18 protein-coding genes and 1 pseudogene are annotated in these 25,208 nt (G+C 71.5%); 14 read left to right on the top strand and 5 right to left on the bottom strand.

The genetic code is table 11. The annotated features are described in order from the left end of the window. A pseudogene (locus HG543_RS14660) lies at positions 1–505 on the bottom strand (metallophosphoesterase family protein); the annotation flags it as partial. Positions 506–687: 182 nt separating this feature from the next. On the opposite strand from HG543_RS14660, the gene HG543_RS14655 reads away from it, so the two are divergent. From HG543_RS14655 to HG543_RS14640, 4 genes are read left to right on the top strand one after another with little or no spacing between them, the layout of a single operon-like run. Continuing rightward, on the top strand, positions 688–1,296 hold the full coding sequence (locus HG543_RS14655) for a biliverdin-producing heme oxygenase (protein WP_246357021.1): 609 nt from the start codon (positions 688–690) through the stop codon (positions 1,294–1,296). After that, a complete protein-coding gene (locus HG543_RS14650; protein ID WP_169345376.1) occupies positions 1,277–3,550 on the top strand; it encodes an ATP-binding protein in 2,274 nt (757 codons plus the stop codon). The genes HG543_RS14655 and HG543_RS14650 overlap by 20 nt, the downstream gene beginning before the upstream one ends. Then, entirely contained in the window at positions 3,547–3,990 is a 444-nt protein-coding gene (locus HG543_RS14645; protein WP_169345375.1) for a response regulator, read from the top strand. Before HG543_RS14650 ends, HG543_RS14645 begins: the two co-directional genes overlap by 4 nt. Continuing rightward, positions 3,987–5,183: a hybrid sensor histidine kinase/response regulator gene (locus tag HG543_RS14640; RefSeq protein ID WP_169345374.1), complete on the top strand. Its 1,197-nt coding sequence runs from the start codon at positions 3,987–3,989 to the stop codon at positions 5,181–5,183. Before HG543_RS14645 ends, HG543_RS14640 begins: the two co-directional genes overlap by 4 nt. Here HG543_RS14640 and HG543_RS14635 read toward each other — a convergent pair whose 3' ends face one another. Next, entirely contained in the window at positions 5,184–5,747 is a 564-nt protein-coding gene (locus HG543_RS14635; RefSeq protein WP_169345373.1) for a DUF420 domain-containing protein, read from the bottom strand. Between the two features lie 173 nt (positions 5,748–5,920). Here HG543_RS14635 and HG543_RS14630 point away from each other — a divergent pair, with 173 nt between their 5' ends. From HG543_RS14630 to HG543_RS14605, 6 genes are all read left to right on the top strand, one after another. Then, complete coding sequence (locus HG543_RS14630) at positions 5,921–7,954, top strand: DUF1585 domain-containing protein (protein ID WP_169345372.1); 2,034 nt, start codon at positions 5,921–5,923, stop codon at positions 7,952–7,954. Then, positions 7,954–8,649 (top strand): hypothetical protein, encoded by a 696-nt coding sequence (locus HG543_RS14625; RefSeq protein ID WP_169345371.1) that lies wholly within the window; start codon positions 7,954–7,956, stop codon positions 8,647–8,649. The genes HG543_RS14630 and HG543_RS14625 overlap by 1 nt, the downstream gene beginning before the upstream one ends. Positions 8,650–8,666: 17 nt before the next feature. Further along, positions 8,667–10,070, top strand: a complete 1,404-nt coding sequence (locus tag HG543_RS14620) for a DUF1501 domain-containing protein (protein ID WP_169345370.1) — start codon at positions 8,667–8,669, stop codon at positions 10,068–10,070. 12 nt (positions 10,071–10,082) lie between these two features. Beyond that, the gene (locus HG543_RS14615) at positions 10,083–11,609 is read left to right on the top strand and encodes a hypothetical protein (protein ID WP_169345369.1); all 1,527 of its coding nucleotides are present in this window, start codon (positions 10,083–10,085) and stop codon (positions 11,607–11,609) included. A gap of 24 nt (positions 11,610–11,633) precedes the next feature. After that, entirely contained in the window at positions 11,634–15,359 is a 3,726-nt protein-coding gene (locus tag HG543_RS14610) for a VCBS repeat-containing protein (RefSeq protein ID WP_169345368.1), read from the top strand. 75 nt (positions 15,360–15,434) lie between these two features. Next, the gene (locus tag HG543_RS14605; protein WP_169345367.1) at positions 15,435–15,848 is read left to right on the top strand and encodes a hypothetical protein; all 414 of its coding nucleotides are present in this window, start codon (positions 15,435–15,437) and stop codon (positions 15,846–15,848) included. A gap of 4 nt (positions 15,849–15,852) precedes the next feature. Here the strand turns inward: HG543_RS14605 and HG543_RS14600 are convergent, their stop codons facing one another. Further along, positions 15,853–16,815, bottom strand: coding sequence for a DMT family transporter (locus tag HG543_RS14600; protein WP_169345366.1), 963 nt, complete (start codon positions 16,813–16,815; stop codon positions 15,853–15,855). A gap of 901 nt (positions 16,816–17,716) precedes the next feature. Then, on the bottom strand, positions 17,717–20,374 hold the full coding sequence (gene ligD, locus HG543_RS14595; protein ID WP_343073354.1) for a DNA ligase D: 2,658 nt from the start codon (positions 20,372–20,374) through the stop codon (positions 17,717–17,719). A gap of 293 nt (positions 20,375–20,667) precedes the next feature. Here ligD and HG543_RS14590 point away from each other — a divergent pair, with 293 nt between their 5' ends. After that, positions 20,668–20,979, top strand: coding sequence for a PQ-loop repeat-containing protein (locus HG543_RS14590; RefSeq protein WP_169345364.1), 312 nt, complete (start codon positions 20,668–20,670; stop codon positions 20,977–20,979). Between the two features lie 64 nt (positions 20,980–21,043). Here HG543_RS14590 and HG543_RS14585 read toward each other — a convergent pair whose 3' ends face one another. Continuing rightward, positions 21,044–21,358, bottom strand: coding sequence for a hypothetical protein (locus tag HG543_RS14585; protein ID WP_169345363.1), 315 nt, complete (start codon positions 21,356–21,358; stop codon positions 21,044–21,046). 173 nt (positions 21,359–21,531) lie between these two features. On the opposite strand from HG543_RS14585, the gene HG543_RS14580 reads away from it, so the two are divergent. The 3 genes from HG543_RS14580 to HG543_RS14570 all read left to right on the top strand — a co-directional run bounded on the left by HG543_RS14580 (position 21,532) and on the right by HG543_RS14570 (position 25,173). Beyond that, the gene (locus HG543_RS14580) at positions 21,532–22,017 is read left to right on the top strand and encodes a demethoxyubiquinone hydroxylase family protein (protein WP_169345362.1); all 486 of its coding nucleotides are present in this window, start codon (positions 21,532–21,534) and stop codon (positions 22,015–22,017) included. A gap of 72 nt (positions 22,018–22,089) precedes the next feature. Then, the gene (locus HG543_RS14575) at positions 22,090–23,601 is read left to right on the top strand and encodes a TraB/GumN family protein (protein WP_169345361.1); all 1,512 of its coding nucleotides are present in this window, start codon (positions 22,090–22,092) and stop codon (positions 23,599–23,601) included. A 96-nt stretch (positions 23,602–23,697) separates the two neighbouring features. Continuing rightward, on the top strand, positions 23,698–25,173 hold the full coding sequence (locus tag HG543_RS14570) for a TraB/GumN family protein (RefSeq protein WP_169345360.1): 1,476 nt from the start codon (positions 23,698–23,700) through the stop codon (positions 25,171–25,173). Positions 25,174–25,208 lie beyond the last annotated feature (35 nt).

Genomic DNA, 25,208 nt, shown 5'->3' with positions numbered 1-25,208 from the left:
CCCGCAGTCCATCCAGCTCCACCACCTCTCCATCCAGCAGGTACACCCCCGGCTGCCGGCGGAAGCGCTGCTGCTCCCGCGCGCTCCCGAAGGTGTCGTGGTTGCCCGCCACGCCCGCCACCCAGCGGTAGTGCGTCGCGAAGGCACTCCACACCGCCCGCACGTCCCCCGACGCCCCACGCACCGTCGCCGTCTCGTCCGAGTACAAATCTCCCGCGAGCACCACGCCGGTATTCGCCGGCAGCGGCAAGTCGCCGTACTCCCCCAGCTCCGCCAGCGTGTCGGCCAGCACCTCGCCCAGCAGCGCCACGGCCCCGTCACGCAGCGCGTGCGGCGCCACGCCTTGCAGGTCCGACATTACCAGCAGGGCATCCAGCCCTTCCGGCAACACGTCCACCGTGCCCCGCAGCAGTGGGAAGTGCCGTACCTCCGCCCCACCGCGCGGCGCCGCGGACTGGTAGGGCCACGTGCCCGCGGGCACCGTATCGAGTGTCAGGATTCGCATGGCCCCGAGAGTCGAATGGCGCTCCGGTTTCCTGACCGTGTTCATTCGAACCCACGGTCCCAGCCGCCTGCGCCCACCAGTGAACAGGGGAACCGTCAGGACAGGCGGGGGGTAGCCAGGTGGACACTCGCGAAGGATGCCGGGTTCCCACCCTGTGAGATTGGGAGCATCTTCCGACCACCTTGTCACTGTTGCAGCGACTGAAGACGGAGACGCGTCCCCACCACGAGCGCACCGAGGCCGCGGTCCGCCTGATGGAGCCAGACCTGACGCCCGGCGGCTACCGACGCCACCTCGAGGCACTTCACGGCTTCTATGTCCCGCTGGAGGCGGAGCTGTCCGCCTGGCTGGAGGGAGCCGTGCCCGCCCTGCGCGCGCACGAGCGCTGGAAGGTGCCGCTCTTGGAGGAGGACCTGCGGGCGCTCGGCCATGACACGGCCTCGCTCGCGCGGCTGCCCCGCTGCCAACAGCTGCCGCAGCTGCCCGGCCTGCCCGAGGCACTGGGGTGCTTCTACGTGCTGGAGGGCTCCACCCTCGGAGGTCAGCTCATCCTCCGCCACCTGCGGCGCCGCTTCGCGGACGTGCCCGTGGGCCCGTTCGCCTTCTTCAGTGCCTATGGAGAGGAAGTGGGCCCCATGTGGCGCGCCTTCGGCCAGGCCCTCACCCAGGCCGCGGCCGAGGCCTCCTCCAGCGACTTCGACGCGCGCGTGGTGAAGGGCGCGCAGGACACCTTCGAGGCATTCGGCGCCTGGCTGGCGCGGGAGACGGCGAATGCTTCCCCCCACGCCTGAGCTCGACCTCTCGCAGTGCGACCGCGAGCCCATCCACCTGCTCGGCGGCGTCCAGCCGCACGGCGTGCTGCTGGCCTTCCGGCCGCCGGACCTCACCATCGCCGTGGTGAGCGCGAACACGGAGCCGCTGCTCGGCCGGTCCCCCCAGGCGCTGCTGGGCCAGTCCATCACCCGCGTGCTCGACACGCCCAACCTCGGCCGCGTGCGCGTCGGCACCGCCGCCGGCCCCGTGCGAGTCTCCGTGTCCGGCCGCCCCTGCTCCGCGCTGCTGCACGACAGTGATGGGCTCACGGTGCTGGAGCTGGAGCCCCTCACCGGCGAGGACGCCAGGGCCGACGAGGACGCGCTCGCCGCCGTGCACCAGCTCGTGTCGCCCCTGTCCGCGGGCCGGGGGACGTCGTCGCTCCTCCAGTCCACCGCGGACGCGGTGCGCGCGCTCACCGGCTTCGACCGTGTCATGGTGTACCGCTTCCACGCGGACTGGCACGGCGAGGTGGTGGCCGAGAGCCGCGCCGAGGGCGTGGACAGCTTCATGGGCATGCACTTCCCGGCGAGCGACATCCCCGTCCAGGCCCGGGCCCTCTACACGCTCAACCCGCTGCGCCTCATCGCGGACGTGGGGGCCCGGCCCGTGGCGCTGGTGCCTCCCGTGGCGCCGGGCTCGGGCCGCCCGCTGGATTTGTCCGGCGCCGCCCTGCGCAGCGTGTCCGAGGTGCACATCGAATACCTGCGCAACATGGGCGTGGGTGCCTCCTTCTCCGTGTCGCTCCTGAAGGACGGCACGCTGTGGGGCCTCATCGCCTGCCACCACCTGGCGCCACGCCACGTGTCCGCCGCGCGGCGCCAGGCCTGCGAGGTGCTCGCGCGGCTGTTGTCCCTCCAGCTCACCGCGGAGGAGCGCGGCGCCAGGGAGGCCGCGCGGGCCCGCCGCGCCGACCTCCAGGGCCAGCTCGTCACCCGGCTGGGGGAGGGCCCCGCGCTCGCGACGGCGCTGGAGTCGCACCGCGACCTCCTGCTGGAACTCACCGGCGCTACCGGCGTGGCGCTGCTGCTCGGCGACGTGCTCGACGCCGAGGCCGGCGAGGCGCCCCTCCTCTTCGGGAAGACGCCCTCCGGGGACGAGGTGCGGGCGCTGGGCGCGTGGCTCGCCACGGAAGCGGGCGCTGGCGCCGCCTTCCACACGGAGCGCCTGGGCGCGCGCTTCCCGCCGCTGGCCGCGCGCGCGGACGTGGCCGCGGGCCTGCTGGCCGTGCGGCTGGACCCGGAAGCCTCGCGCTTCGTCCTCTGGTTCCGCCCGGAGGTGGCGCGCACCGTGACGTGGGCGGGCAACCCGCGCAAGCCGGCGGAGCCGGAGCCCGGCCACGCGCGGCTGCATCCTCGCGGCTCCTTCGATGCCTGGCGCGAGGAGGTGCGCGGCGCGAGCGCGCCCTGGACGCCCGCGGACGTGGAGGCGGCGGAGTCCTTCCGAGGCGCGCTGGTGGGCGTGGTGCTGCGCCACGCCGCGGAGCTGTCCCGCCTGTCGCGCGCCCTGGTCCGCTCCAACGCGGAGCTGGAGTCCTTCAGCGGCACCGTGGGACACGACCTCAAGGAGCCGCTGCGCGGCATCCAGCAGTACACCTCCTTCTTCCTGGAGGACCACGGCGACGCGCTCGACTCCGAGGGCCGCGAGCACCTCCAGTCGGTGCTGTGGCTCGCCAGGCGCGCCCAGAAGATGCTGGACGACCTCTTCGAGTTCAGCCGCCTGGGCCGCTTGGAGCTGGCCTGGGGCGAGGTGGACATGCACGAGGTGGTGGAGGAGGTGCTCGCCACCCTCTCCACGCGCCTGGAGGAGGGACGCGTCGAGGTGCGCCTGTCCCGCCGCCTGCCCCGCGTGGCGTGCGACGCAGTGCGCGTCCGGCAGGTCTGGCTGAACCTCCTCTCCAACGCGGCCAAGTACCAGGCGGCCGAGCCTCACTGGGTGGAGCTCGGCTGGTTCGGACCGGGCGAGGCGCGTCCGGGGGCGGCGGACCGTGTCGGCGCGCCCTACGTTTTCTTCGTGAGAGACCCGGGCATCGGCATTCCAGAGTCGTTCCACGAGACCATCTTCGAGATGTTTCGGCGGCTGCACCCCGCGCACGCGTATGGCGGGGGCTCCGGCGCGGGGCTCGCGATTGCCCGCCACCTGGTGCGGCTGCACGGCGGGGAGCTGTGGGTGGACTCGGCGCCAGGGCAGGGCGCCACCTTCTACTTCACGCTGGGCCGGGGGCCGCGATGAGCGCGCCGCGCCCCCTGCTGCTGGTGGAGGACAGCGACGCGGACGCGGTCGCCATGGCGCGCATCGCCCGCCGGCTGCCCACGCCGCTGCCGCTGGTGCGCGTGCGGGATGGCGAGAGCGCGCTGGACTACCTCTACCAGCGCGGCGGCTATACGGACGCCGTGAGGCCGGCGCTGGTGCTGCTCGACTTGCACATGCCGGGCATGGGGGGCCGCGAGGTGCTCGCCCGTCTCAAGGCGGACCCGGGGCTGCGCTGCATCCCCGTCATCATCTTCTCCAGCTCGCAGGACCAGCTGGACGTGGAGGGCGCCTACTCGGACGGGGCCAACAGCTACCTCTTCAAGCCGGAGCCCGGTGAGCAGCTCGAGGCCACCGCCCGCGCGCTCCAGGCCTTCTGGCTCAGCGCGGCCCGGCTGCCCGACGTAGGGGAATCCTCATGAGGGCCCTGCGGGTGCTGATGATCGACGACAGCCCGGCGGACCGGCTCGCCGTGCGCCGCGCCCTGGAGCGCGACGAGGAGCGGCGCTGGGAGCTGGAGTCCGTCACGTCGGCGGAGGAGGGCCTGTCGCGCATCGTCGCCGCGCCGCTCGACGTCGTCCTCGTGGACTACCACCTGCCCGGGATGACGGGCATCGGGCTGCTGCGCGAGCTGCAGGCGCGCCTGCCCGGTGCCGTCCCCGCGGTGGTGATGCTCACCGGCAGCGGCAACGAGCGCGTGGCGGTGGACGCGATGAAGGCCGGCGCCCAGGACTACCTCGTCAAGGAGACCTACAGCGCGGACCGGCTGCGCCGCAGCCTCAAGGCCGCCGTGGACACGGTGCGCATGACGCGCGAGCTGGAGGAGCGCCGGGAGCGCGCCGAGCACGCCGAGCGCGCCGCCCGCGAGGCGCTGGCCGTGCGCGACGAGCTGTTCGCCATGGCCACGCACGACCTGAAGGGGCCGCTGCAAATCATGGCCTTCAACGCCCAGTTGCTGCGCCGTCAGCTCCCCCAGGGCACCCTCAACACCTCCCAGGAGTCGCGCCTGGAGCACATCGTCCGCGCCGCGCACCGCATGGGCGAGCTCATCGACCACTTCCTGGAGGTGACGCGCGGCGAGGTGCAGCCCCTGCGCCGCGAGCACCTGGACCTGCGCGCCCTGGTGGGTTCCAAGGTGCACGCCATGGAGGCCTCCGCCCGGCACCGCTTCGTCTTGCGCGAGGAGGACGGCGACTTCACCGGTGACTGGGACGCCCGGGCGCTGGAGCGCGTGCTGGAGAACCTCCTGGGCAACGCCGTGAAGTACAGCGCCCCGGGCACCACCGTCACGGTGCTGCTCGCCGTGGAGCCCGGCGCCCCGGTGGACCGCATCCGGCTGGAGGTGTCCGACGAGGGCGTGGGCATCCCCGCCGAGGACCTGCCCCTCGTCTTCGAGCGCTTCCACCGCGGGCGCAACGTGGCCCCGGACATCTCCGGCAGCGGCGTGGGCCTGGCCAGCGCGCGCCGCCTGGTGGAACTGCACGGCGGCACCATCCACGTGGAGAGTCAGCTGGGCCGCGGCACCACCTTCACCGTGAGCCTGCCGCGCGGCCTGCCGCCCACCACCTCCGTGCCGGACGCGTCCGGCGCCAACCCCGCCACGTCCCCGCAGTGACTACGGCACCGCCGGCATGCTGCCGCGCAGCATGAAGAAGATGACCACGCCCGTCACCGACACGTACACCCAGATGGGCGCCAGCCACCGCGTCACCTTGCGGTGCCGGGTAAACTCCTTGCGCCACGCGAAGTAGAAGGCCACCAGCGCCAGCGGCACCACCGACATGGACAGGAGCACGTGGCTGGCCAGGATGCTCAGGTACAGCCCGCGCCAGTCGCCCACGTAGCGCGTGTCCCCGTGCACGTAGTGGTAGGCCAGGTAGCACACCAGGAACAGCGCCGACGCCGCGAAGGCCCCCACCATCAGGTACTGGTGCGCCCGCCGCGCCCCGCGCTTCACCGCCACCCACCCCGCGATGAGCATCGTCGCCGCCGTCGCGTTCAGCCCCGCGTTCACCGCCGGCAGGAAGCGCAGATCCACCCCCGCATCCGCTCCGCCACGCCGGATGAGCAGCAGCCACGCCAGCAGCGACAGCGCGGCCACGGAGACCACGGCGGTGAACACGTAGAAGGCCCGGTCATTCACCCGGGCCGGCAGCGGGGCGGGAGCGGCGTTCGACATGCGCTCTATCTCTCGCGGCCCGTCTCCCGTTGCAACCGCCACGCCCTTGCAGGAACGACTCCGTCATACATGTCGGAGTAGCAAATGTTGACCAGTCGTTTGATCTTCAATCTGAAATTCCAGCATACTCGGAGTTGGTCACCCCCGACCCCCCCTCTCGGAGGTCCCCTTTGTTGGACCGTGTGCGTTGCCTTGCCGCCCTGGCCGGCGCCGCCTTCCTGCTGGCCGGACCGGCCGCCGCTCAGGACGATGCGGCCGTCTGTGCGCCCGTGGAGAAGGTGCCCCTGGAGCGGCACCTCCGTCAGCTGTCGCTGGATCTGCTCGGGCGCCCTCCCACCTACGAGGAGTACAAGGCCATCCAGGCCAAGGGCTCCATCACCGCGGAGGACATCCGCGCGCTGATGAATAAGGAAGAGTTCTACGCCCGCATCCGCTCGTACCACCGGGCCCTGCTGCGCTCGAACATCTCCGCCAGCGTCTTCGACAACGGCAACTCGCGCATGAGCGGCCTGGGCACGGACACCAGCCCGCTGGTGCTGAGCAACAACACGGCCGCCTCGCTGCGCGGCATCAACAACATCGGCTGCGAGGCCGCCGTGGAGCAGGACTCCTGCCTCACGTTCGACCAGCCGGACAAGCATGCGGAGCCCCTGCGCACGCGCGTGACGAAGTGCCGGGACGACCATGGCGTCCCCATGCCCGTCACCTTCGACTACGACGAGAACCTCCACAAGTGCACGCCGGTGGCCGAGTTCACCGCGGGCACCAACGCCGTCACCACGTGCGAGGCGCTCAAGACGAGCACCGCCTGGGGCAAGTACCTCTTCTTCTGCGACGTGCGCGGCGCGGACAAGGTCCATGAAATCTGCATCCCGTCTCCGGACCGGGCGGCCACCGCCGCGCTGACGGTGCAGGAAGTGGACGCCAACGGCCGCATCGTCGTCTTCAAGCACCCCAACCCCGCCTCCCGGCCGTCCCTCACCGAGCTGAAGCGCTGCACGCTGGACCTGGACTGGCGCGACGGCATCAAGGGCAACTACATGCCCACGCGCGGCTGCATCCAGCGCGAGGGCTATGTGGTGGCGAAGACGCAGCCCTACTGGGCCACCGCCGTCACCACCATGCCCAACCCCGTCCGGGTGTGCGCGATTGAAGCGCAGAACCGCGTTGAGAATCCCTGGACCCGGGCGTCCTGCGAGACGGCCCGCTTCACCGGCGACCGGACGTGCGGCTGCGGCGACCGCTTCAACCGCTGCGAGAGCAACAACATCACCGCCCAGAACGTGCGCAGCGTGCACACCATGCGCGTGAACGCCTTCAACGAGGAGCCGCTGCGCATCGCCGAGTCCGTGGTGCGGCGCGACGAGCCGTACTTCAACATCCTCACCACGCGCCGCTCCTACGTGAATGGCACCCTGTCCGAGCTCTTCCGGAACAAGCAGGGCGTGGGCGTCTTCAACGTCACCGCGCCCACCGCCATGGAGGCCGTGCCCGTCGTCCCCTACGAGGAGGACGGCGCCTGGGTGGAGTACACGCGCGACGCGCAGCACGCCGGCGTGCTCACCACGCCCTCGTTCCTCTTCCGCTTCCCCACGCACCGCGCGCGGGTGAACCACTTCTACGAGGCCTTCCTCTGCAAGACGTTCGCCCCGCCCGCAGACGCCTCGCTGCCCCCGCCCGAGGACTCCTGCAACCGGGAGAACAACCTCGCGGTGCGCTGCGGCTGCAACTACTGCCACGCGACGATTGAGCCCACCGGCGCGCACTGGGGCCGCTACGCCGAGCGCACCGCCCAGTTCCTGTCGCCGGACCAGTTCCCCCGCTTCGACCCCAAGTGCCGCGACTGCGCCCTCAACGGCGACACCAGCTGCGGCGGCGAGTGCAGCCAGTACATCATGCAGGCGTACGACGGCGACGGCGCCAGCAGCCTGGGCATGCTCAAGACGTACCTCTACCGCACGCCGGAGGAGGAGCAGAACATCGAGGCCGGTCCGCAGCTGCTCGTCCAGCGCATGATGCAGTCGGGTGACCTGGAGCGCTGCACCGTCAAGCGCATCTGGAACGAGTTCCTCGGCCGGCCGATGTCGGCGGAGGAGCAGCGCATGTACCTGACGCCGCTGTCGCAGGAGTTCGCGAAGAGCGGCCACCGCCTCAAGGCGCTCATCGAGCGGGTGGTGATGACCGACGCCTACCGGAGGATTGACTGATGCGCCGCCTCGTACTCTCCGCCGCGTTGCTCGCGCTCGCCTCCGCCGGCTGCTCCAAGTCGGAGGAGAAGCCGGTGGCTCCGCCGCTGGACGGCCAATTGGAGCCCATTCCCAACCCGCACCAGCCCGGTGACTTCGAGCCCCTGCCGGACCCGGAGGCCCAGGGCGGCAGCGTGGGACGCCAGCCGCGCCGCCTCACCGTGGCGCAACTCGACGCCGCCATCCTCAACGCCGTGGGCCGCAGGTGGACGGGCCCCGGCAACGACGGCATCGACGCCCGCGCCACGTCGCTGGGCCGCGCGGACTACGCGCTGGTGGCCAGCGAGAACACCGAGCCCAACCTCGTCTTCGCCAAGTTCCTGGAGGACGGCGCGCGCTACACGTGCCTGGAGCAGGCCAAGGTGGAGGTGACCCAGACGGACCCGTCGCTGCGCACGCTCAGCCGCACCCTGCCCGGGACGTGGGGAGACCTGCGCAAGCTGACGGACGCGCAGGTGCGCGAGTTCCTCGTCTACAACTCCACGCGCTTCTGGGGCTCGCCGCTGTCCGGTGACGAGCTGACGAAGTGGGTGGGCCTCTTCACCCAGGCCGCGACCCGGGTGGAGACGCTCACCGCGAACCCCAAGCCGCGGCACCAGGTCCTGGCGTTGGTGTGCATCGCCATGCTGACCGACCCGCGCTTCATCACCTACTGACGCTCGGAGTTCCCGCGATGAAGAAGAACCGCCACGACGAGAACCCCCACCCCGGGCGCCGCACCTTCCTCAAGGCCGCCGCCGGCTTCATGGGCTCCACCCTGCTGGGGGGCATCCCCTTCCGGGCCTTCGCCCAGGCCGCGCAGCTGGCCCCCGCGGACCGCTGCTTCGTCTTCGTCTACTTCAACGGCGGCTGGGACCAGCTGCTGGCCTTCGACCCGCGAGATCCGGACGAGTTCACCGCGGACCGCGCGTCCGAGACGAAGATTCTGCCCGGCTACAACCTCATCAACGACTCGAACTTCCGCGACCGGCCCATCCTCCCCGCGGAGATGGTTGGCAAGCCCCGCTCCAACATCGACTTCGGTCCCGCGGTGGGCGACGCCCTCGCGAAGCACTACGACCGGATGACGGTCATCCGCGGCATCAACATGAACACGCTGGGCCACGAGGTGGGCTACCGGTACTTCCTCACCGGCAAGATTCCCATCGGCAGCGCGGCGCGCGGCTCGTCCACGGCGACGGAAATCGTCGGGCAGATGAGCCCGACGGTGCCCATCCCGTCCATCTCCTACAACGTCGAGTCGTACAACGACCGGTACCCGGGCTACGCCAACGCGCTGCGCGTCAGCCGCCGCGACGACCTGCTCCTGACGCTCAGGGCCAGCAGCAACCGGCTGGACACCGAGCTGGAGAACCAGCTCATCAACCTGCGCGGCGAGCCGGTGACGTGCGAGCAGGCGGCGTACGGCGCGCGCGGCGTGGGCACCACCTACGCCAACAGCCAGGAGCAGATGCGGCTGGTGCAGTCCCAGGGGCTGGACCAGGCCTTCAACTTCCTGGCGAACACCCCGGAGATGGCCGCCGTCCGCTCGCGCTATGGCCTGACGGACCAGGGCTCCGTGGATGGCGAGCGGGGCCGCGCCGCGCTGGTGGGCACCGCGCTCAAGAAGGGCATCGCCCAGTGCGTCACCATCAACCTCACCGGCGGCCTGGACACGCACTTCGGCACCCAGCTCACCCACGCCAACAACCAGCGCCGCGGCTTCAACGCGCTGGCCAGCCTCGTGGATGACCTGCGCGAGAGCGACCACCCGAAGGGCGGCAAGTTCCTGGACCGCACCACCATCCTGGTGTTCTCCGAGTTCTCCCGCACGCCGCTCATCAACGCCTCGGGTGGACGAGACCACCACCTGTGCAACTCGTGCCTGCTCATCGGCGCGGGCCTCAAGCACAACCTCGTCTTCGGCAAGAGCGGTGACATCGGCATGTCCCCGGGCACGTTCGACCTGCGCACGGGCGCGGCGGACCCGAACGGCGAGAACATCTTCCCCGAGCACGTCATCGCCACGGTGCTGGCCTCGGCGGGACTCGACTACAGCATCACCCGCGTGGAACCCCTGCGCCCCATCCTCGCCTGAGCCGTCATCCGCATGAGCATGCTTCAGAGGTCCGTGTCGTCCGTCGTCCCCCTGTTCCTCGCCGCCGTGCTGTCCACCGCGTGCGGCGAGGGCTCCGTTCCCGAGGACAAGCCCCGGCCCGGGGACTTCCGCCCCACGGAAGTCCCCGCCAAGGCGGAGCTGGCCCAGGCGCCGGGCTTCGCGGACCAGTCCGGCGGTGGCGTCTTCGTCAGCGCCGCGGGGAGCCTCGTCCGGCTGCGGCTGGACGGCTCCCTGGGCGCGCTGGCGCCGCACCCGGGCAACACCGTGGCCGCGGGCCGGGTGGAGGCCGTCTTCCGGCTGGGGCCCCACAGCGCGCTGGTGAAGGCGGAGAACGGCCTGTTCCTGGCCGAGTCCGGCTGGGTCATCGCCCCGCCGTGGCGGACCACGCTGGCGGAAGGGAGCATCATCGGCACCGCGCAGTCCGCGGACGGCGCGGTGTGGCTGGCGCACACCAGCGGCCTGTACCGCCTGCAGGAAGGGACGCTGGCCGCGCTGAAGGCGGGCGGCGGTCCGCTCACCGGCATCACCTCCCTGGCGGCGGCGCCCACGGCGGAGGGCTCGCCGGGCGTCTGGTTCCTGCGCGAGGGCAGGCTGTACGTGGCGGTGGCCACCGGCGCCACCACGTACCAGGTGCGCGAGGCGAACGCTCCGCTGGAGGAGGGCGAGGGGGTGGAGTCGCTCGCCGGCCTCGGCCCCGGGGTGGGCTCGCCCGGTGAGCTGTGGCTGCTCACCAACCAGGGACTCCTGCGCCGCTCCAGGGACGGCTGGCGCCGGGTGGAGCTGGACGAGCGGCCCTCGCGAATCCTCGGCGCGGGCCGCTTCCTGTGGGCGAAGGCCGGCGGCTCGCTGCTGCTCCACGACGCGGAGACGAACACGTGGGGCCGGGCCGCGGACCTGGACACGGGCGACTTCGACTTCCTCGCCGTGGACGAGAGCGGCTGCGCGTGGGTGCGGCTCGGCGGAAGGGCGGTCGCGGTGAGCCGCGCGCCGGTGCCGCGCGTGCTGGGGCTGTACCAGGGCATGCAGGTGGTGGAGGACGGGCTCGTCGTGCGCGCGGTGATGCCGCCGGGCACGGCGCCCACCCAGGTCTTCTTCCAGGTGGATGGCAAGGACGTGCCCACCACCGGCCCCGAGTTCAGCCTCGGCGGCCTGGAGGCGGATGGCACGCACCGGGCGTACTCCTTCGCGGGCCTGTCCGCCGGCCGCCACGTGGTGGCGGTGGTGGCCCGCTTCGAGGACGGCACCGAGGCGAAGCGCACGGTGCCCTTCGACTACCAGCCGCTGTCCACGGAGCCGCTGAGCTGGGCGGCGGACATCCGCCCCATCTACGAGTCGCGCTGCAAGCAGTGCCACGAGACCGGCCCCGCCCGGGCGCTCAACACCTACGAGCTGTGGAAGGCCAACGCGGCCCTCATCACCGCTTCCGTCAGGGACCAGCGCATGCCCGCCGACGGGCCCATGGACCCGCAGCTCATCACCCGCATCCAGCGCTGGGCCGCGTCCGGCGCGAGGCCCTGACGTACCCCCTCGAGGTACCCCCACATGATTCGACTGACCCGCGCGGCCCCCCTCCTCGCGCTCCTCACCGCGTCCTGCTCGGATGAGCTGGACACCGCGCGCGTGGTGCCGCTGACCCCCACGGTGGACCTGTGCTCGGGCCTGCCGCCGCTGGCCCTCACCGTGGAGCCCGCGCGCGTGCGCGTGTCCACCCCGGTGTCGCTGGCGGCCTCCGGCGGCAGCGGCCACTACCGCTTCCTGCTGGAGCCGGGTGGCTCCTCCGGAGAGGTGGTGGGCAACCGCTTCGTCGCGGGCCGCACCCCCGCCACCGACACGCTGGTGGTGGAGGACGCGAAGTGCCCCGGCGACGCGCGCGCCAGCGTGACGGTGGTGGCCGCCTTCGACGTGGCGCCCGCGCGCGCGGAGCTGCCGCCGGGCACCTCGTTCCAGGTCGCCGTGGACGGGCTGTTGGGCTCGCCCTCGTACACCCTGACGCGCAGCGGCTCCGGGGGCACGCTGACGGAGGACGGCGTGTACACGGCCGGCACGCGCGATGGCACGGACCTGCTCACGGTGCGCGACTCGCGGACGGGGGACGAGGCGCTCTTGCAGTACGAGGTCCGCACCGGCGCGCGGCTGTTGGGGGACCCGGCGTACCTCGCGGTGCCCTCCGGCTCCTCGGTGCCGCTGGCCACGCGCGGTGGCGCGGACCGGGTGACGTGGACGAAGGTGTCCGGCCCCGGGACGCTGGCGAACGGCCGCATCTCCTTCGCGCCGGGCGACACCGGCGTCGCGCTGCTGTCGGTGACGGACCCCTTCACGAAGCAGACGGCCCAGGTGTCCGTGCGCGTGCTGACCGAGCTGACGCGGCCGGGGCTGGCGCATGGCCGCCTCACCGACGTGGCCAGCATGGTGACGGCGGACTTCGACGGCGACGGGACGCTGGACCTCGCGGTGGGCCAGCGCGAGAGCGACCTGTCCCGCCCGAGCGGCGGCGCCGTCTTCATCTTCAAGGGCGGCCCGGACGGCCTGCCGGCCGAGCCCACGTGGGTGCTCACCGGCAGCACGGACACGGCGGCCTTCGGTGACGTGCTGGCGGCGGGCGACCTGGACCGGGACGGGCGCGCGGAGCTGGTGGTGTCCTCGCCGGGCGCGGACGTGGCCATCAGCAACGCGGGCGCCGTGTACCTCTACACCTTCAAGGGCGGCACGCCGGCCCCGCTGCGCCAGCAGCTCACCGGCCTGCTGCGCGACGCCGCGTTCGGCGCGGGCCTGGCCATCGCGGACGTGGACGGGGATGGAGACCTGGACCTGGTGGCGGGCGCGCCAGCGGGAGATTTGTCTCCTACCACCGCCATCAACAAGCGCGGCACGGTGGACATCTACCTGTCCGAGCCCAGCAGCCCGGTGCCGGACCTGCCGACGATGCGGCTGGGTGGCTCGGACCTGTCGCGCGACGGCGCGCTCCTGTCCCGCAGCAGCTCGGACCTGGGGCGCGCGGTGGTGGTGGCGGACCTCAACGCGGACGGCCGCGTGGACCTGGCGGCGCTCGGCCGCATCACCCGCTGGAAGGACGACGGCACCGCGGACGGCTCGCAGGTGGCCGTCTCCGTCTTCTTCGCGCGCGCGGACGGCTCGCGCTTCCGGGCCTCGCCGGACGTGTACGTGCTGCCGGGCAACACCGGAGATACCACCGAGGGCACGTGGCGGCTGGCCGCCATCCCCGGCGAGGGCGCGCGGCCGCCGCTCCTCATGGCCGTGGCGGACGGGCTGAACTCCCCGGACCTGCGCTCCAGCGGCGGCGTCCAGTCCGGCGGCGACTCGGGCGGCGCGCTGCTGTTCGACCTGAGCGACCGGAAGCCCACGGGCGAGCCGCCTGGCACGCCGCCGCGGGTGACGCTCGAGGAGGCCTTCGCGCGCATCTACGGTGACGCGGGCGGCATCAACGCGGGCCGCAGCTGGGCGGTGATGGATGTGGACGGCGTGCCGGGACCGGAGCTGCTCCTGGGCGCGCCCAAGGCTTCCGGGCCCGGCGCCAACAACGCCCTGCGCTGGAGCGGCAAGGTGCTGGTGTACCCGTTGGCCACGCTGACGAAGGGCGCCGTGCTGAACAAGCCGCTGGTCTCGCTGGTGGGCCCGGGCAAGTCGGACACGCTGGGCTCGGGCCTGGCGACGTGGAACCTGCCCGGAGGCGAGGCGCTGGTGGCCTTCTCGGGCCGGGCCTCCTCGGAGCAGGGCGCCTTCACCGGCCGGGTGGAGCTGTACCGGCGCGCGGGTGCGTCGCTGACGGAGTGGACGCGCACGAGCGCCAGGGTGCCGGCGAAGCCGAGCGTGGAGCGCTACGGCGAGGTGGTGGCGATGGCCCTGGGCCCCCAGGGCCCCGTGACGCTGGTGGGCGCGCCGGGCTGGTCCGGCGCGGGCTCCAACAACGACGGTGACGCGCTGTCCATCGGCCGCGCCTACGTGTACGACGCCACGAAGCCCACCGCCTCCCTCGTGGCGGAGCAGGGCGCGCCGTCGCCGAGCCGCGCGGGCCGCGGCGTGGGCGCGGACGTGGCCTTCACGGACTTCAACGGCGACGGCCGCCCGGACATGGCCGTGGGCGCCACGAGCTTCTACGTGCCGGGCACGACGAACTCCACCGCGGAGCTCGAAAGCACCTACGCCGGCCTCCCCGCCGGGTGTGCCACCACCGGCAGCCAGACGCTGGGCGGCGTGCTGGTGTCGCTGGGGCAGACGGACGGCACCTTCAAGCCGGCGTACCGGCTGTGGGCCCCGCCCGCGCAGATTCCCAACTGCACGCCCGAGACGGACTCGCGCTGCAAGCGCACCAGCGTGGGCCGCGGGCTGGTGGGCGGCTTCGACTTCAACAACGACGGGAAGGAAGACCTCGGCGTCCTGCGCGACAAGGGCTTCGAGCTGTACCTGGGCCGAACGCCGCAGGACGCCTCGCTGGCGAAGCTGACCGCGAGCTGCACCCCGGACTACACGTGGCCGACGATGGAGCTCCAGACGTCCGTGCCCGCGTCGCTGGGGGACCTGAACGGCGACAACTGCGACGAGGTGGCCTGGCGCTACGCGGAGGGCACGCGCTCCGGCGTGGCCATCCTCTTCGGCTACGACGCGAGCGGCGCGCGCTGCGGCTCGCGCACCACGCCCACCGTGCTGCGGCTGGCCGGTGACAGCGAGAAGAACCTGGCCAACCTGGGCCTGGGCGTGGCCATCACCCGCGCCGGCCGGTTCCTCAACGACACGCGCGACTTCGTGGCCATCAGCGCCTCCAGCATCCCCTTCGGGGGCGTGACGCAGCCGGTGGTGCTCCTCTACGACAAGGCGGAGCTGCTGACGAAGATGCAGAGCCTCCAGACGGCGGGGCAGCCGCTGGTGATTGGCGCGCTGAGCGACGGGGTGACGCCGGTGACGCTCGTCCACCGCACCCGCGCGGTGAGCTTCGGCGCGTCCCTGGCCGGCGGAAGAGACCTCACCGGCGACAACGTGCCGGACCTGCTGGTGGGCGCGCCGGGTGCCTCGGACGCTTCCGACGGTGGAGGCGCGGTATTCCTGTATGCCGGGGGCCGCGACAAGGTGGGCGCGCTTTCCCCATTCCTCATGGTCGTGGGGGATGGTTCGGAGCGCGGTGCTCTCGGACAAGACGTGGCACTGATGCCCGGCGGTGGGGCGACGCCGCCCATGCTCCTCGTCGGCGCGCCCCGCAGCTACCGCTCCGGCACGCAGAACGGCACGGCCTTCGTCCTCCCGCTCGGCTTCTGACAAGGCCGGCGTGACGTGGTGGTCTTCCGCAGTGGAACGGGCCTATCATCATTCCGTTCCAAGCGTAGGAGTTCCATGTCACGGCAAGGGGAGTGGGAATACGGGGAGCAGCGGGCGTGGGTGGAGCCCCCGGACATTCTGTGGGCGCGGTTCCGGGGCGCCGTCACGCTGGAGACGTCGCAATGGTCCTGCGGCGTGTACCGGGAGAGGTCCGAGGGCGGGCGCTTCTACCTCGCGGCGGACATCACCGGCTCGCACCTGAGCCCGGAGTCGCGCCGCTACCTCGTGGAGCACGCGAAGGCGGACTGGTTCCTCGGGCTCATCTACATCGGCGCCGGGCTGGACCAGAAGGTGACCACCAAGAGCCTCATCGTGGGCTCCATGCTCAGCGGCGGCAAGCCGCTGGACATGGTGTACGTGGACACGGTGGAGCAGGCCCGCGCGTGGATTGAGCAGCACCGCGCGGCGCGGGTGGGACGCACGGGCTGACGGCTCAGCGCGCGTTGGCCTCGCCGGTGGCCGTCGCGTCCGGCCGGGGCCGCTCGTCCGCGGGGATGAGGTTGGCGATGGCGGCGCCGCCGAGGATGAGCGCGCCGCCCAGGAGCAGCGACAGGGTGAGGGGCTCGTCGAGGAACACCACGCCCAGCACCACCGCCACCAGCGTGTCCAGCAGCGCCATGGCCCCCAGCGCCGCGAGCGAGATTCGCGGCAGCAGCCAGTAGAGACACTGGTACGTGAGCACGGTGCCGCACAGCGCGAGGTACAGCACGGCGAGCACCGAGCGCGTCGACCAGTTCATCGGCTGGCCGGCTTCCAGCAGGAACGACAGCGCGAGCAGCGGCAGCGCGCTGCTGAACGTCTGACCGAAGACGAGCACGTGCGCGGGCACGTGGCCCATGTGCTTCTTGGCCAGCACGTTGGCCACGGAGATGACGGCCACCGAGGTCAGGCACAGGAGGCACCCGAGCAGCACGCGCCCCGACACCTCCAGCGCGCCCAGCCCGGAGTGCTGGAGCACCAGCACGCCCGCCACGCCCAGCCCCGCGGCCAGCAGCTTGCGTCCCGTCAGGCGCTGCTCGGGCATCATCACCCGGCCCACCAGCAGCAGCCACATGGGGAAGGTGGAGAAGAGCAGCGCCGCCCAGCTGGAGGGAATCCATTGCTGCCCGACGAAGAGCAGGCCGAAGGGAAGGGCGATTTGCAGCAGTCCCAGCCCCGCGATGTTCCAGCCCGTCCGTGAGCCGAGCGACGCGCCGCGAGCGCGGGCGAAGGGCAGGAGCGCCAGCCCCGCAACGAGCATGCGGATGCCCACGAAGCGCAGGGGCGGCAGGTCCTCCAGACCCACCTTCACCACTGACCACGTGGAGCCCCACAGCAGGAAGCAGGTGCAGTAGGCGAGGGCGATCTTCAGCGGGCCTCCCGGCTTCGCGGGGCCGGTGACGGGAGCGGAGGACATGCGGCGCGTCGGACTAGCACCGCGCCCGCCTCCATGCACGGCCTGATGCGGCGCGCCCGCTGGCCCAGGACAGCGCACTTCTTCGGAGCGGAACCTCCATTCCGCGGAAGCCTGCCAGCCCCGGGCCGCCCCCCTCGGAACGGAACCTCCATTCCGCCGGAAGCCCGCCAGCCCCGGGCCGCCCTTCTCGGAATGGAACCTCCATTCCACGGGAGCCCGCCAGCCCCGGGCCGCCCTCCGCGGAACGGAACCTCCATTCCGCGGAAGCCCGCCAGCCCCGGGCCGCCCTTCTCGGAATGGAACCTCCATTCCGCGGAAGCCCGCCAGCCCCGAGCCGCTCCCCTCGGAATGGAACCTCCATTCCACGGGAGCCCGCCAGCCCCGGGCCCCTCTCGGAGCGGAACCTCCATTCCGCGGAAGCTTGTCAGCCCCGGGCCGTCCCTCCTCGGAGCGGAACCTCCATTCCGCGGAAGCTTGTCAGCCCCGGGCCGTCCCTCCTCGGAACGGAACCTCCCTTCCGCGGAAGCCTGTCAGCCCCGGGCCGCCCTCCTCGGAACGGAACCTCCATTCCGCGGAAGCCCGCCAGCCCCGGGCCAGCTCGGAGCGGAACCTCCATTCCGCGGAAGCTTGTCAGCCCCGGGCCGCCCCTCCTCGGAACGGAACCTCCCTTTCGCGCAAGCCTGTCAGCCCCGGGCCGCCCCCCCTCGGAACGGAACCTCCATTCCGCAGAAGCCCGCCAGCCCGGGCGCCCTCCGCGGAACGGGACCTCCCTTTCGCGGAAGCCCGCCAGCCCGGGCGCCCTCCTCGGAACGGAACCTCCATTCCTCGGAAGCTTGCCGGCCCTCGCCGGTCGACGCGGCGGCCTGGCCGCCGGTGCCGGGTATCCAGCTCCTCGATGGAGTCACTCCGGCAGCGTCTGCCGGTCCTTCATGGCCTCGGCGAAGAGGTCCCCCACCGCATCGAGCCGCTTGCGGAGCGTCTTGAGGTTGAAGCGCGCGGGGTCCAGCTTCTTCGTCACCTCGCTCCACTGCACGGGCGCGGAGAAGGGCGCGCAGTCCTTCGCGCGCAGCGAGTAGGGCGCCACCACCGTCTTGCCGCGCGCGTTCTGCCCCGCGTCCAGGTACAGCCGCCCGCCACGCTTCTTGATGGCGCGTTCCGTGGTGGCGATGTCGCCCAGGTCCGCCTCCAGCTCCGACACCAGTCGGTCCGCGAAGGCCTGCGTCCGCGCGTAGGTGTGCCCCTGCGTCAGCGGCACCAGCACGTGCAGGCCGCGCTTGCCGGACGTCTTCGGATAGCCGCGCAGCCCGTACGCCTCCAGCTTCTCGCGCAGCGCCAGGGCCACCGTCACCACGTCCGCCCAGCCGCCCTTGCCCGGGTCCAGGTCGAGCACGAGGAAGTCCGGCTGCGCCAGCCGGGGCGCGCGGCTCAGCCACATGTGCAGCGTCAGCGCGGACTGGTTGGCCAGCCACAAAAGCGGCTCCTCGTCCTTCACATTCACGTGCCGCAGCGTCTTCTCCTCGTGGCGCACGCGCAGCGTGGGCACCCATGGAGGGATGCCGGACATCTCGTGCCGGAAGAAGCCCGGGGCCTGGATGCCGGCGGGCCACTGCTGGACGGAGATGGGCCGGTCCTCCAGCACGGGCACCATCAGCGGCGCCACCTCGCGGTAGTACGCGAAGACGTCCGCCTTCGTGAAGCCGCTGTCCGGGAAGAGCACGCGGTCGCCGTGCGTCAGCTTCGCGCGGCCCACCGCCGTCTCCGCCGCCTCCGCGTCCTTCTTTCCGCGCACCGCCGCCGTGCGGGCCGCCAGGGCCGTGGGAGCGCGCCGCGCCCCCTTGCCGAGCGTGCCCTCCCGCACCGGGCGCACGCGCTTCCGAACCGCCTCCGGCATGTCCGTCTCCTCCGCCCCGCGCCGTGGCGCCGTGCGCGCCACCGGGGCCGGCTTCTCGCGCACCACCTCGAGGGGCTTCTTGTCCGTGCGCAGGCCCTCGTAGACGGGGTGCCGCAGCCGGCCATCCTCCGTCCACTCGGTGAAGTGCACCTGCGCCACATGCTTCGGCCTCACCCACACCGCGTGCTTGCGAGGCTCCGCGTCCACCGCCATGGGCTGTCTCACACGGTCCTTGTCGAGGAGCTGGCGCAGCGCGCGCCGGTCCTTCGACGAGAAGCCCGTGCCCACCTTGCCCACGTCGTGGAAGCCGTCCTCGTCGTGCACGCCCACCAGCAGCGCGCCAATCTCCGTCTCCGCCCGCTCGTTCTGGATGGGCAGGTAGCCGAGGATGACCACCTCCTGGCCCGCCACCACCTTCAGCTTCAGCCAGTCATCCGAGCGGGTGCCCACGTACGGCGAGCCCCGCCGCTTCGCGATGAGCCCCTCCCACCCGCGCCGCTGCGCGGTGGCCATGGCCTTCGCCAGCGGCAACTCCAGGCGCTCCGAAATCTGAAGCGGGAACTCCACGTCCTCCAGCAGCCCCTCCAGCCGCGCGCGCCGCTCCTCCAGCGGCAGGGCCCGCAGGTCCTCTCCGTCCAGCCAGAGCACGTCGAAGACGACGTAGCGCTGCTCCACGCCGGACTGGTTCTGCAAGAGCTGGAAGCGCGAGCGGCCCTTCTTGTCCAGCGCCACGATTTCGCCGTCCAGCACCGCGTCCCGCGTCCCCAGCGCGCGCAGCGCCTCGGACAGCGCGGGGAAGCGCGCCGACAGGTCATTGCCCCGCCGGCTCTGGAAGGCGAGCTTCCCGCCCACCAGCGACGCCACCGCGCGGAAGCCGTCGTACTTCACCTCGTACACGTGCGTCGCGTCGCTGGCCTCCTCCTGCGTCGACAGCCGCGCCAGCATGGGAGGCCAGACGCGCTCCAGCAGCGCCTCCGGCGTGCGGGGGGCGGCCTTCACGCGGCCCTTCGCCGCGCGCTTCGTCCGGGCGGTGGGGGCTGCCTCCGCGGGCTCGGGCGCGCGCGCCTTGCGGCCGCGCCTCACCGGCCCATGCGTCTCCACCTGGCCGCTCTTCACGGACTCCGGGCGCTCGGTGGTGACGTCGTAGTCGGGGTCCGCCGTCTCGTCCTTCGCCTTGAAGCACAGCCACTGCGTCTTCTTGCCGCTGCCGCGCAGGTGGGTGCGGATGAGGTGCCAGCGCCCCTTCAGCTTCTCTCCGCGCAGCTCCACCAGCAGGCGCCCCTTCGCGCGCTGCTCCGAGGCCTGCCCGGGCGGCACGGTGTCGAAGGTGCCACGCTCCCACAGCAGCGAGTCCCCGCCGCCGTACTCGCCGTCGGGGATGTGGCCCTCGAACCCGGCGTAGGAGAGCGGGTGGTCCTCGGTCTCCACCGCGAGCCGCTTCTCGCCGGGGTCGTAGCTGGGGCCCTTGGGTATCGCCCAGCTCGCCAGCGCTCCGTCGATTTCCAGCCGGAGGTCGTAGTGCAGCCGCGTGGCATCGTGCTTGTGCACCACGAAGAGGGGCGCGCCGTCCTTGCGCTCGCGGGCGCCGGAGTCGGGCGCCGGCTCGGGCGTGAGACGGAAGTCGCGCTTGCTGCGGTAGGTCTCGAGGCGTGGATTTTTTCGGCTCACGGTTGGACGTTTGGCATCCAGCGTGCCACCGGCAAATCCCGCGCTGAGCGGCATGGAAGAGAAGCACGCGCCCCGGGCCCCCACCCACTGTCCGGAGAGCCGCCAGCCAACCGGGCCCCACAGAGACCGGGTCCGGGACGCGTGTCGGTGCGTACTGCGCACCCCTCATCTTTCAGAGTAGGGGCTCCGGCGCCCGTTGCATGTTCCGCGTCGGGGGACGCAGGGAGGGGAGGCGGGCGGGCGCGGGTGCACCACGGGCCGGGTCGTGCGCATCGTCACTGCCCGGAGGGTCAATGGGGTCCGAAGCCATCGGCTGGTTCAGCTCGTTCGTCCTGGTTCTGACTATCGGCAAGCAGGTCTACAAGCAGTGGAAGTCCGGCTCGAGTGAAGGCGTGTCCAAGTGGCTCTTCGTGGGTCAGATCACCGCCTCCACGGGCTTCACCATCTACAGCATCATCGTGCGCAACTGGGTGTTCGTGGTGACCAACGCCCTGATGTTGCTGAACGCCTTCGTGGGCATCCTCATCGTCTTCAAGCACCGCCGCCAGCGCGGGACTTCCCGCGTGCGGACGGCCGGGGAGAGTGCCCGTCCCGTCCATGCGTGAGTGAGCGCGCCCGGGCACCGCGACCCGCCCCTCCGGCCCGAAGGAGGAGGGGCGGGGGGAGGCCTCAGCTCAAGGGCCGCACGCTCTCCTGACGGCGCAGCTCGTCCGCGGACTTGATGAGGGACGCGTTGTCGCCGTGCTTCGCGCGCTGCTCCTCGTCGTACGGCGCGGAGAACGTCTTCACGATCTTGTTGTAGATGGCGAACGCCACCACGGTCGGGGCCCACTGGCCCACGAAGAGCGCCGCCTGCTTCTTGCCCAGCGCCATCAGCGTCGCACTGGCCACCACGGAGCCCAGCGCGACCCCCAGCAGTCCGATGGATGGGATGTGCTTGGTCGCGCTCTCGAAGCGGGTGGTGGCGAGGTCCTCGTTCTTCATTGCGTTCCCTCCGGCGGATGAGTTGCGGGTCAAAGGTGCGCATGGCCCGTCCGGCCTCCCTCCGCTACCTGCCTGCCTGCCCTGGAGCCTGACGGGGGCTCCTCCCGGGGGACGGCTTGGCTGCCGGGAAGAGCCTTCTCACATTGGCCGGGTCCCGCCACGAGGAGGTCGACATGGCCGAGAACCCTGAAGTCGCCCGGTTGCGCAGTCTGGCCCAGCTCGACGCGGATGCCGTGGGCGCGTACGACGCCGCCCTCGCGCGCATCCAGGAGCCCCTGGTGCGTGAGCGGCTCAACGATTTCCGCATCGACCACATGCGGCACGTTCAGGACCTGAACACCCTCATCAGCCACTTCGGCGGCGAGCCGGTGGAGCTGCGCCCGGACCTGAAGGGCGCAGCGATGAAGGGCCTGACGGCGATGACCAGCATGATGGGCACCGAGGCCGCGCTGGTGGCGATGCTGGGCAACGAGGAGTACACCAACCGCGCCTACGACCTGGCCCTCCGGTTCGACTGGCGCCCGGAGGTGCGCTCCCTCATCGAGAAGCACCGCGAGGACGAGCGGCGCCACGTCATGTGGGTCCGCGAGGCCGTCCGGACCCGGCCCTGGGAGCAGGCCCGTGCCGCCGTCCACGAGGGGTCCGAGGCCCAGGCCTGACCTTTCACTCGATATGCCGGAGTCCTGGTCACGTTTCCCCTCCCGAGACTGACTCTCGTGGAGGGGTAGCGAATGCGTTCGTGGGTCTACGTGGTGGCGGTACTGGCATGCCTGGGGACGGGCTGTGCGGCCCGCATGGGCGATTTGGACGTCCCTGACCAGGAAGCCATCTACGAGCGCCCTCTGGAAGAGATGTGGCCGCAGGTGCGCCAGTTCTTCACAGAGAACAACATGCCCTTCCGCGAGGACAAGGGCAGCATGGTGCTGGAGACGGATTGGCGGCAGGAGTTCGGCGGCTCGAAGATCGCCGGCTTCTGGCACCGCTACCTCGTGCTGGGCAAGCGCGAGTCCCCCACGCAGAGCAAGCTCTGGGTCATCCGCGTCACCAAGAGCGCCAACACGACGCTGTCCCAGGCCGGCAGGGAGCTGGACTGGGGTGTGAACCGGGGAGGCTCGGGTTCCTCCGGCGCCAGCGAGAGCGGCGGGCCGGCCACCGGAGACGAGTTCTCCTCGCCCAACACGAGCCCCGAGGACTGGGCGGCGATGCTGGACGAGCCGCAGGGCGACAACTCCTTCCTCGCTGCGTCCGCGCAGAGCTCGCGCGACCTGCTGATGGAGTGGCGGGTGTTCAAGGCGGTGGCTCCGAAGTTGATGAAGGAGGAGAACGCGCCCAAGCCGGTGCAGGTGGCCAAGGCGCCCACGGCGAAGGAGGCGCCCAGCGCGATGGCCATCGAGTGCGGCCTGCCCATCATCGGCCTGGGCAAGCAGGCGAAGAAGGGTGGGGTACTGCTGCTGGGTGAAATGCACGGCACGCGTGAGGTGCCGCGCTTCGTGGCGCAGGCGGCATGTCAGGCGGCGGTGGCGGGCGTGCCGGTGACGGTGGGTCTGGAGCTGCCGCTGGAGAGCCAGACGCGGGTGGACACCTTCCTGGACAGCGCCGGTGCGGAGGAGGACTGGCTGAAGCTGATGGACGCGCCCTTCTGGCGCAGCCCGTACCCGGACGGCCGCAGCAGCGAGGCGATGGCGAACATGCTGGAGCAACTGCGCCAGCTTCGCTCGCGGGGGCTGGACGTGGACGCCTTCGTCTTCGACCATCCGAAGGGCCAGGGCCAGGCGCGCGAGGACGCGATGGCGGCCACGGTGAAGCACCAGGTGGAGTCGGCGCGGAATCGCTTCTACATGGTGCTGTCGGGCAACATCCACGCGCGTACGGAGGAGGGCCTGCCGTGGGACAAGAAGTACAAGCCCATGGGCAAGCTGCTGAGTGAGGCGCTGGACGACGTGGTGGCGCTGGACATGGCGTACGACAGCGGCTCGGCGTGGATCTGCGCGGTGGACAGCAAGGGCGTGCAGGACAAGCTGGACTGCGGCATCCGTCAGGCGAAGGGCCGCGACAACGGTGACCGCTTCTTCGTGCACCAGTGGAGCAGCACGAACGACGCGGGCTACCACGGGGTCTTCTACGTGGGGCCGGTGAACGCGTCGGCTCCGGCGGTGCACAAGGGACTGGGCCGGCCGGGTGGGAATGACAACTCGGTGCATCCCGCGCCCGAGCAGGGCCCGGCCTTCGCGTCCGTTCCCTGAAAGTAGCGTTGGCTGCCTCGCGGACGGGCACGTCCGCGAGGCGGTGTTCGTGGCATCCTTGCCCTGTTGAGAAACGATTTCCGGAGGGGGTAGTCAATGCGCGCGTGGGTCTACGCGGCGGTAGTTCTGTCTTGCATGCTGGCGGGCTGCGCGGCCCGCATGAGCGACCTGGACGTCCCGGACCGGGAGGCCATCTACGACCGGCCCCTGGAGGAGCTGTGGCCGCAGGTGCGCCAGTTCTTCACGGAGAACAACCTGCCCTTCCGCGAGGACAGGGGCAGCATGGTGCTGGAGACGGAGTGGCGGCAGGAGTTCGGCGGCTCGAAGGTCGCGGGCTTCTGGCACCGCTATCTGGTGCTCGGCAAGCGCGAGTCCCCCACGCAGAGCAAGCTCTGGGTCATCCGTATCACCAAGAGCTCGAACAAGGCACTCGCCCAGCCGGGCAGGGAGATCGACTGGGGCGTGAACCGGAACATGTTCGGCGGCGAGGTGGCCGAGACTCCGGGGCTCACCTTCGAGGACTATGAAGACCGCCTGGACATGCCGCGGGGTGAGAACTCCTTCTTCGCGGAGTCGGGGCAGAGCTCGCGGGACCTGCTGATGGAGTGGCGGGTGTTCAAGGCGGTGGCCCCGAAGCTGATGAAGGAGGAGAACGCGCCCAAGCCGGTGCAGGTGGCCAAGGCCCCCACGGCGAAGGAGGCGCCCAGCGCGATGGCCATCGAGTGCGGCCTGCCCATCATCGGCCTGGGCAAGCAGGTGAAGAAGGGCGGGGTGCTGCTGCTGGGTGAGATGCACGGCACGCAGGAGGTGCCGCGCTTCGTGGCGCAGGCGGCGTGTCAGGCGGCGGTGGCGGGCGTGCCGGTGACGGTGGGGCTGGAGCTGCCGCTGGAGAGCCAAACGCGGGTGGACACCTTCCTGGACAGCGCGGGCGCGGAGGAGGACTGGCTGAAGCTGATGGAGGCCCCCTTCTGGCGCAGCCCGTACCCGGACGGCCGCAGCAGCGAGGCGATGGCGAACATGCTGGAGCAGCTGCGCCAGCTGCGCTCGCAGGGGCTGGACGTGGATGCCTTCGTCTTCGACCATCCGAAGGGGCAGGGGCAGGCGCGTGAGAATGCGATGGCGGCCACGGTGAAGCATCAGGTGGAGTCGGCGCGGAACCGCTTCTACGTGGTGCTGTCGGGCAACATCCACGCGCGCACGGAGGAGGGCCTGCCGTGGGACAAGAAGTACAAGCCCATGGGGCTGCTGCTGAGTGATGCGCTGGATGACGTGGTGGCGCTGGACATGGCGTATGACAACGGCTCGGCGTGGATCTGCGCGGTGGACAGCAAGGGCGTGCAGGACAAGCTGGACTGCGGCATCCGTCAGGCGAAGGGCCGGGACAACGGGGACCGCTTCTTCGTGCACCGCTGGAGCGGGACGAACGACGCGGGCTATCACGGGGTCTTCTACGTGGGGCCGGTGAACGCGTCGGCTCCGGCGGTGCACAAGGGGCTGGGCCGGCCGGGTGGGAATGACAACTCGGGCCACCCGGTGAAGGACGAGGGGACGGACTTCGCGTCCGTTCGATGACGGTGGCTGGCGGCGGAGGGTGCCGCCGCTGCTGC

It is taken from the genome of Pyxidicoccus fallax, from assembly GCF_012933655.1.
GTDB lineage: Bacteria > Myxococcota > Myxococcia > Myxococcales > Myxococcaceae > Myxococcus > Myxococcus fallax.
Note: the sequence above shows the minus strand (reverse complement) of the source record. Positions and strands in the feature narration are given on the sequence as shown.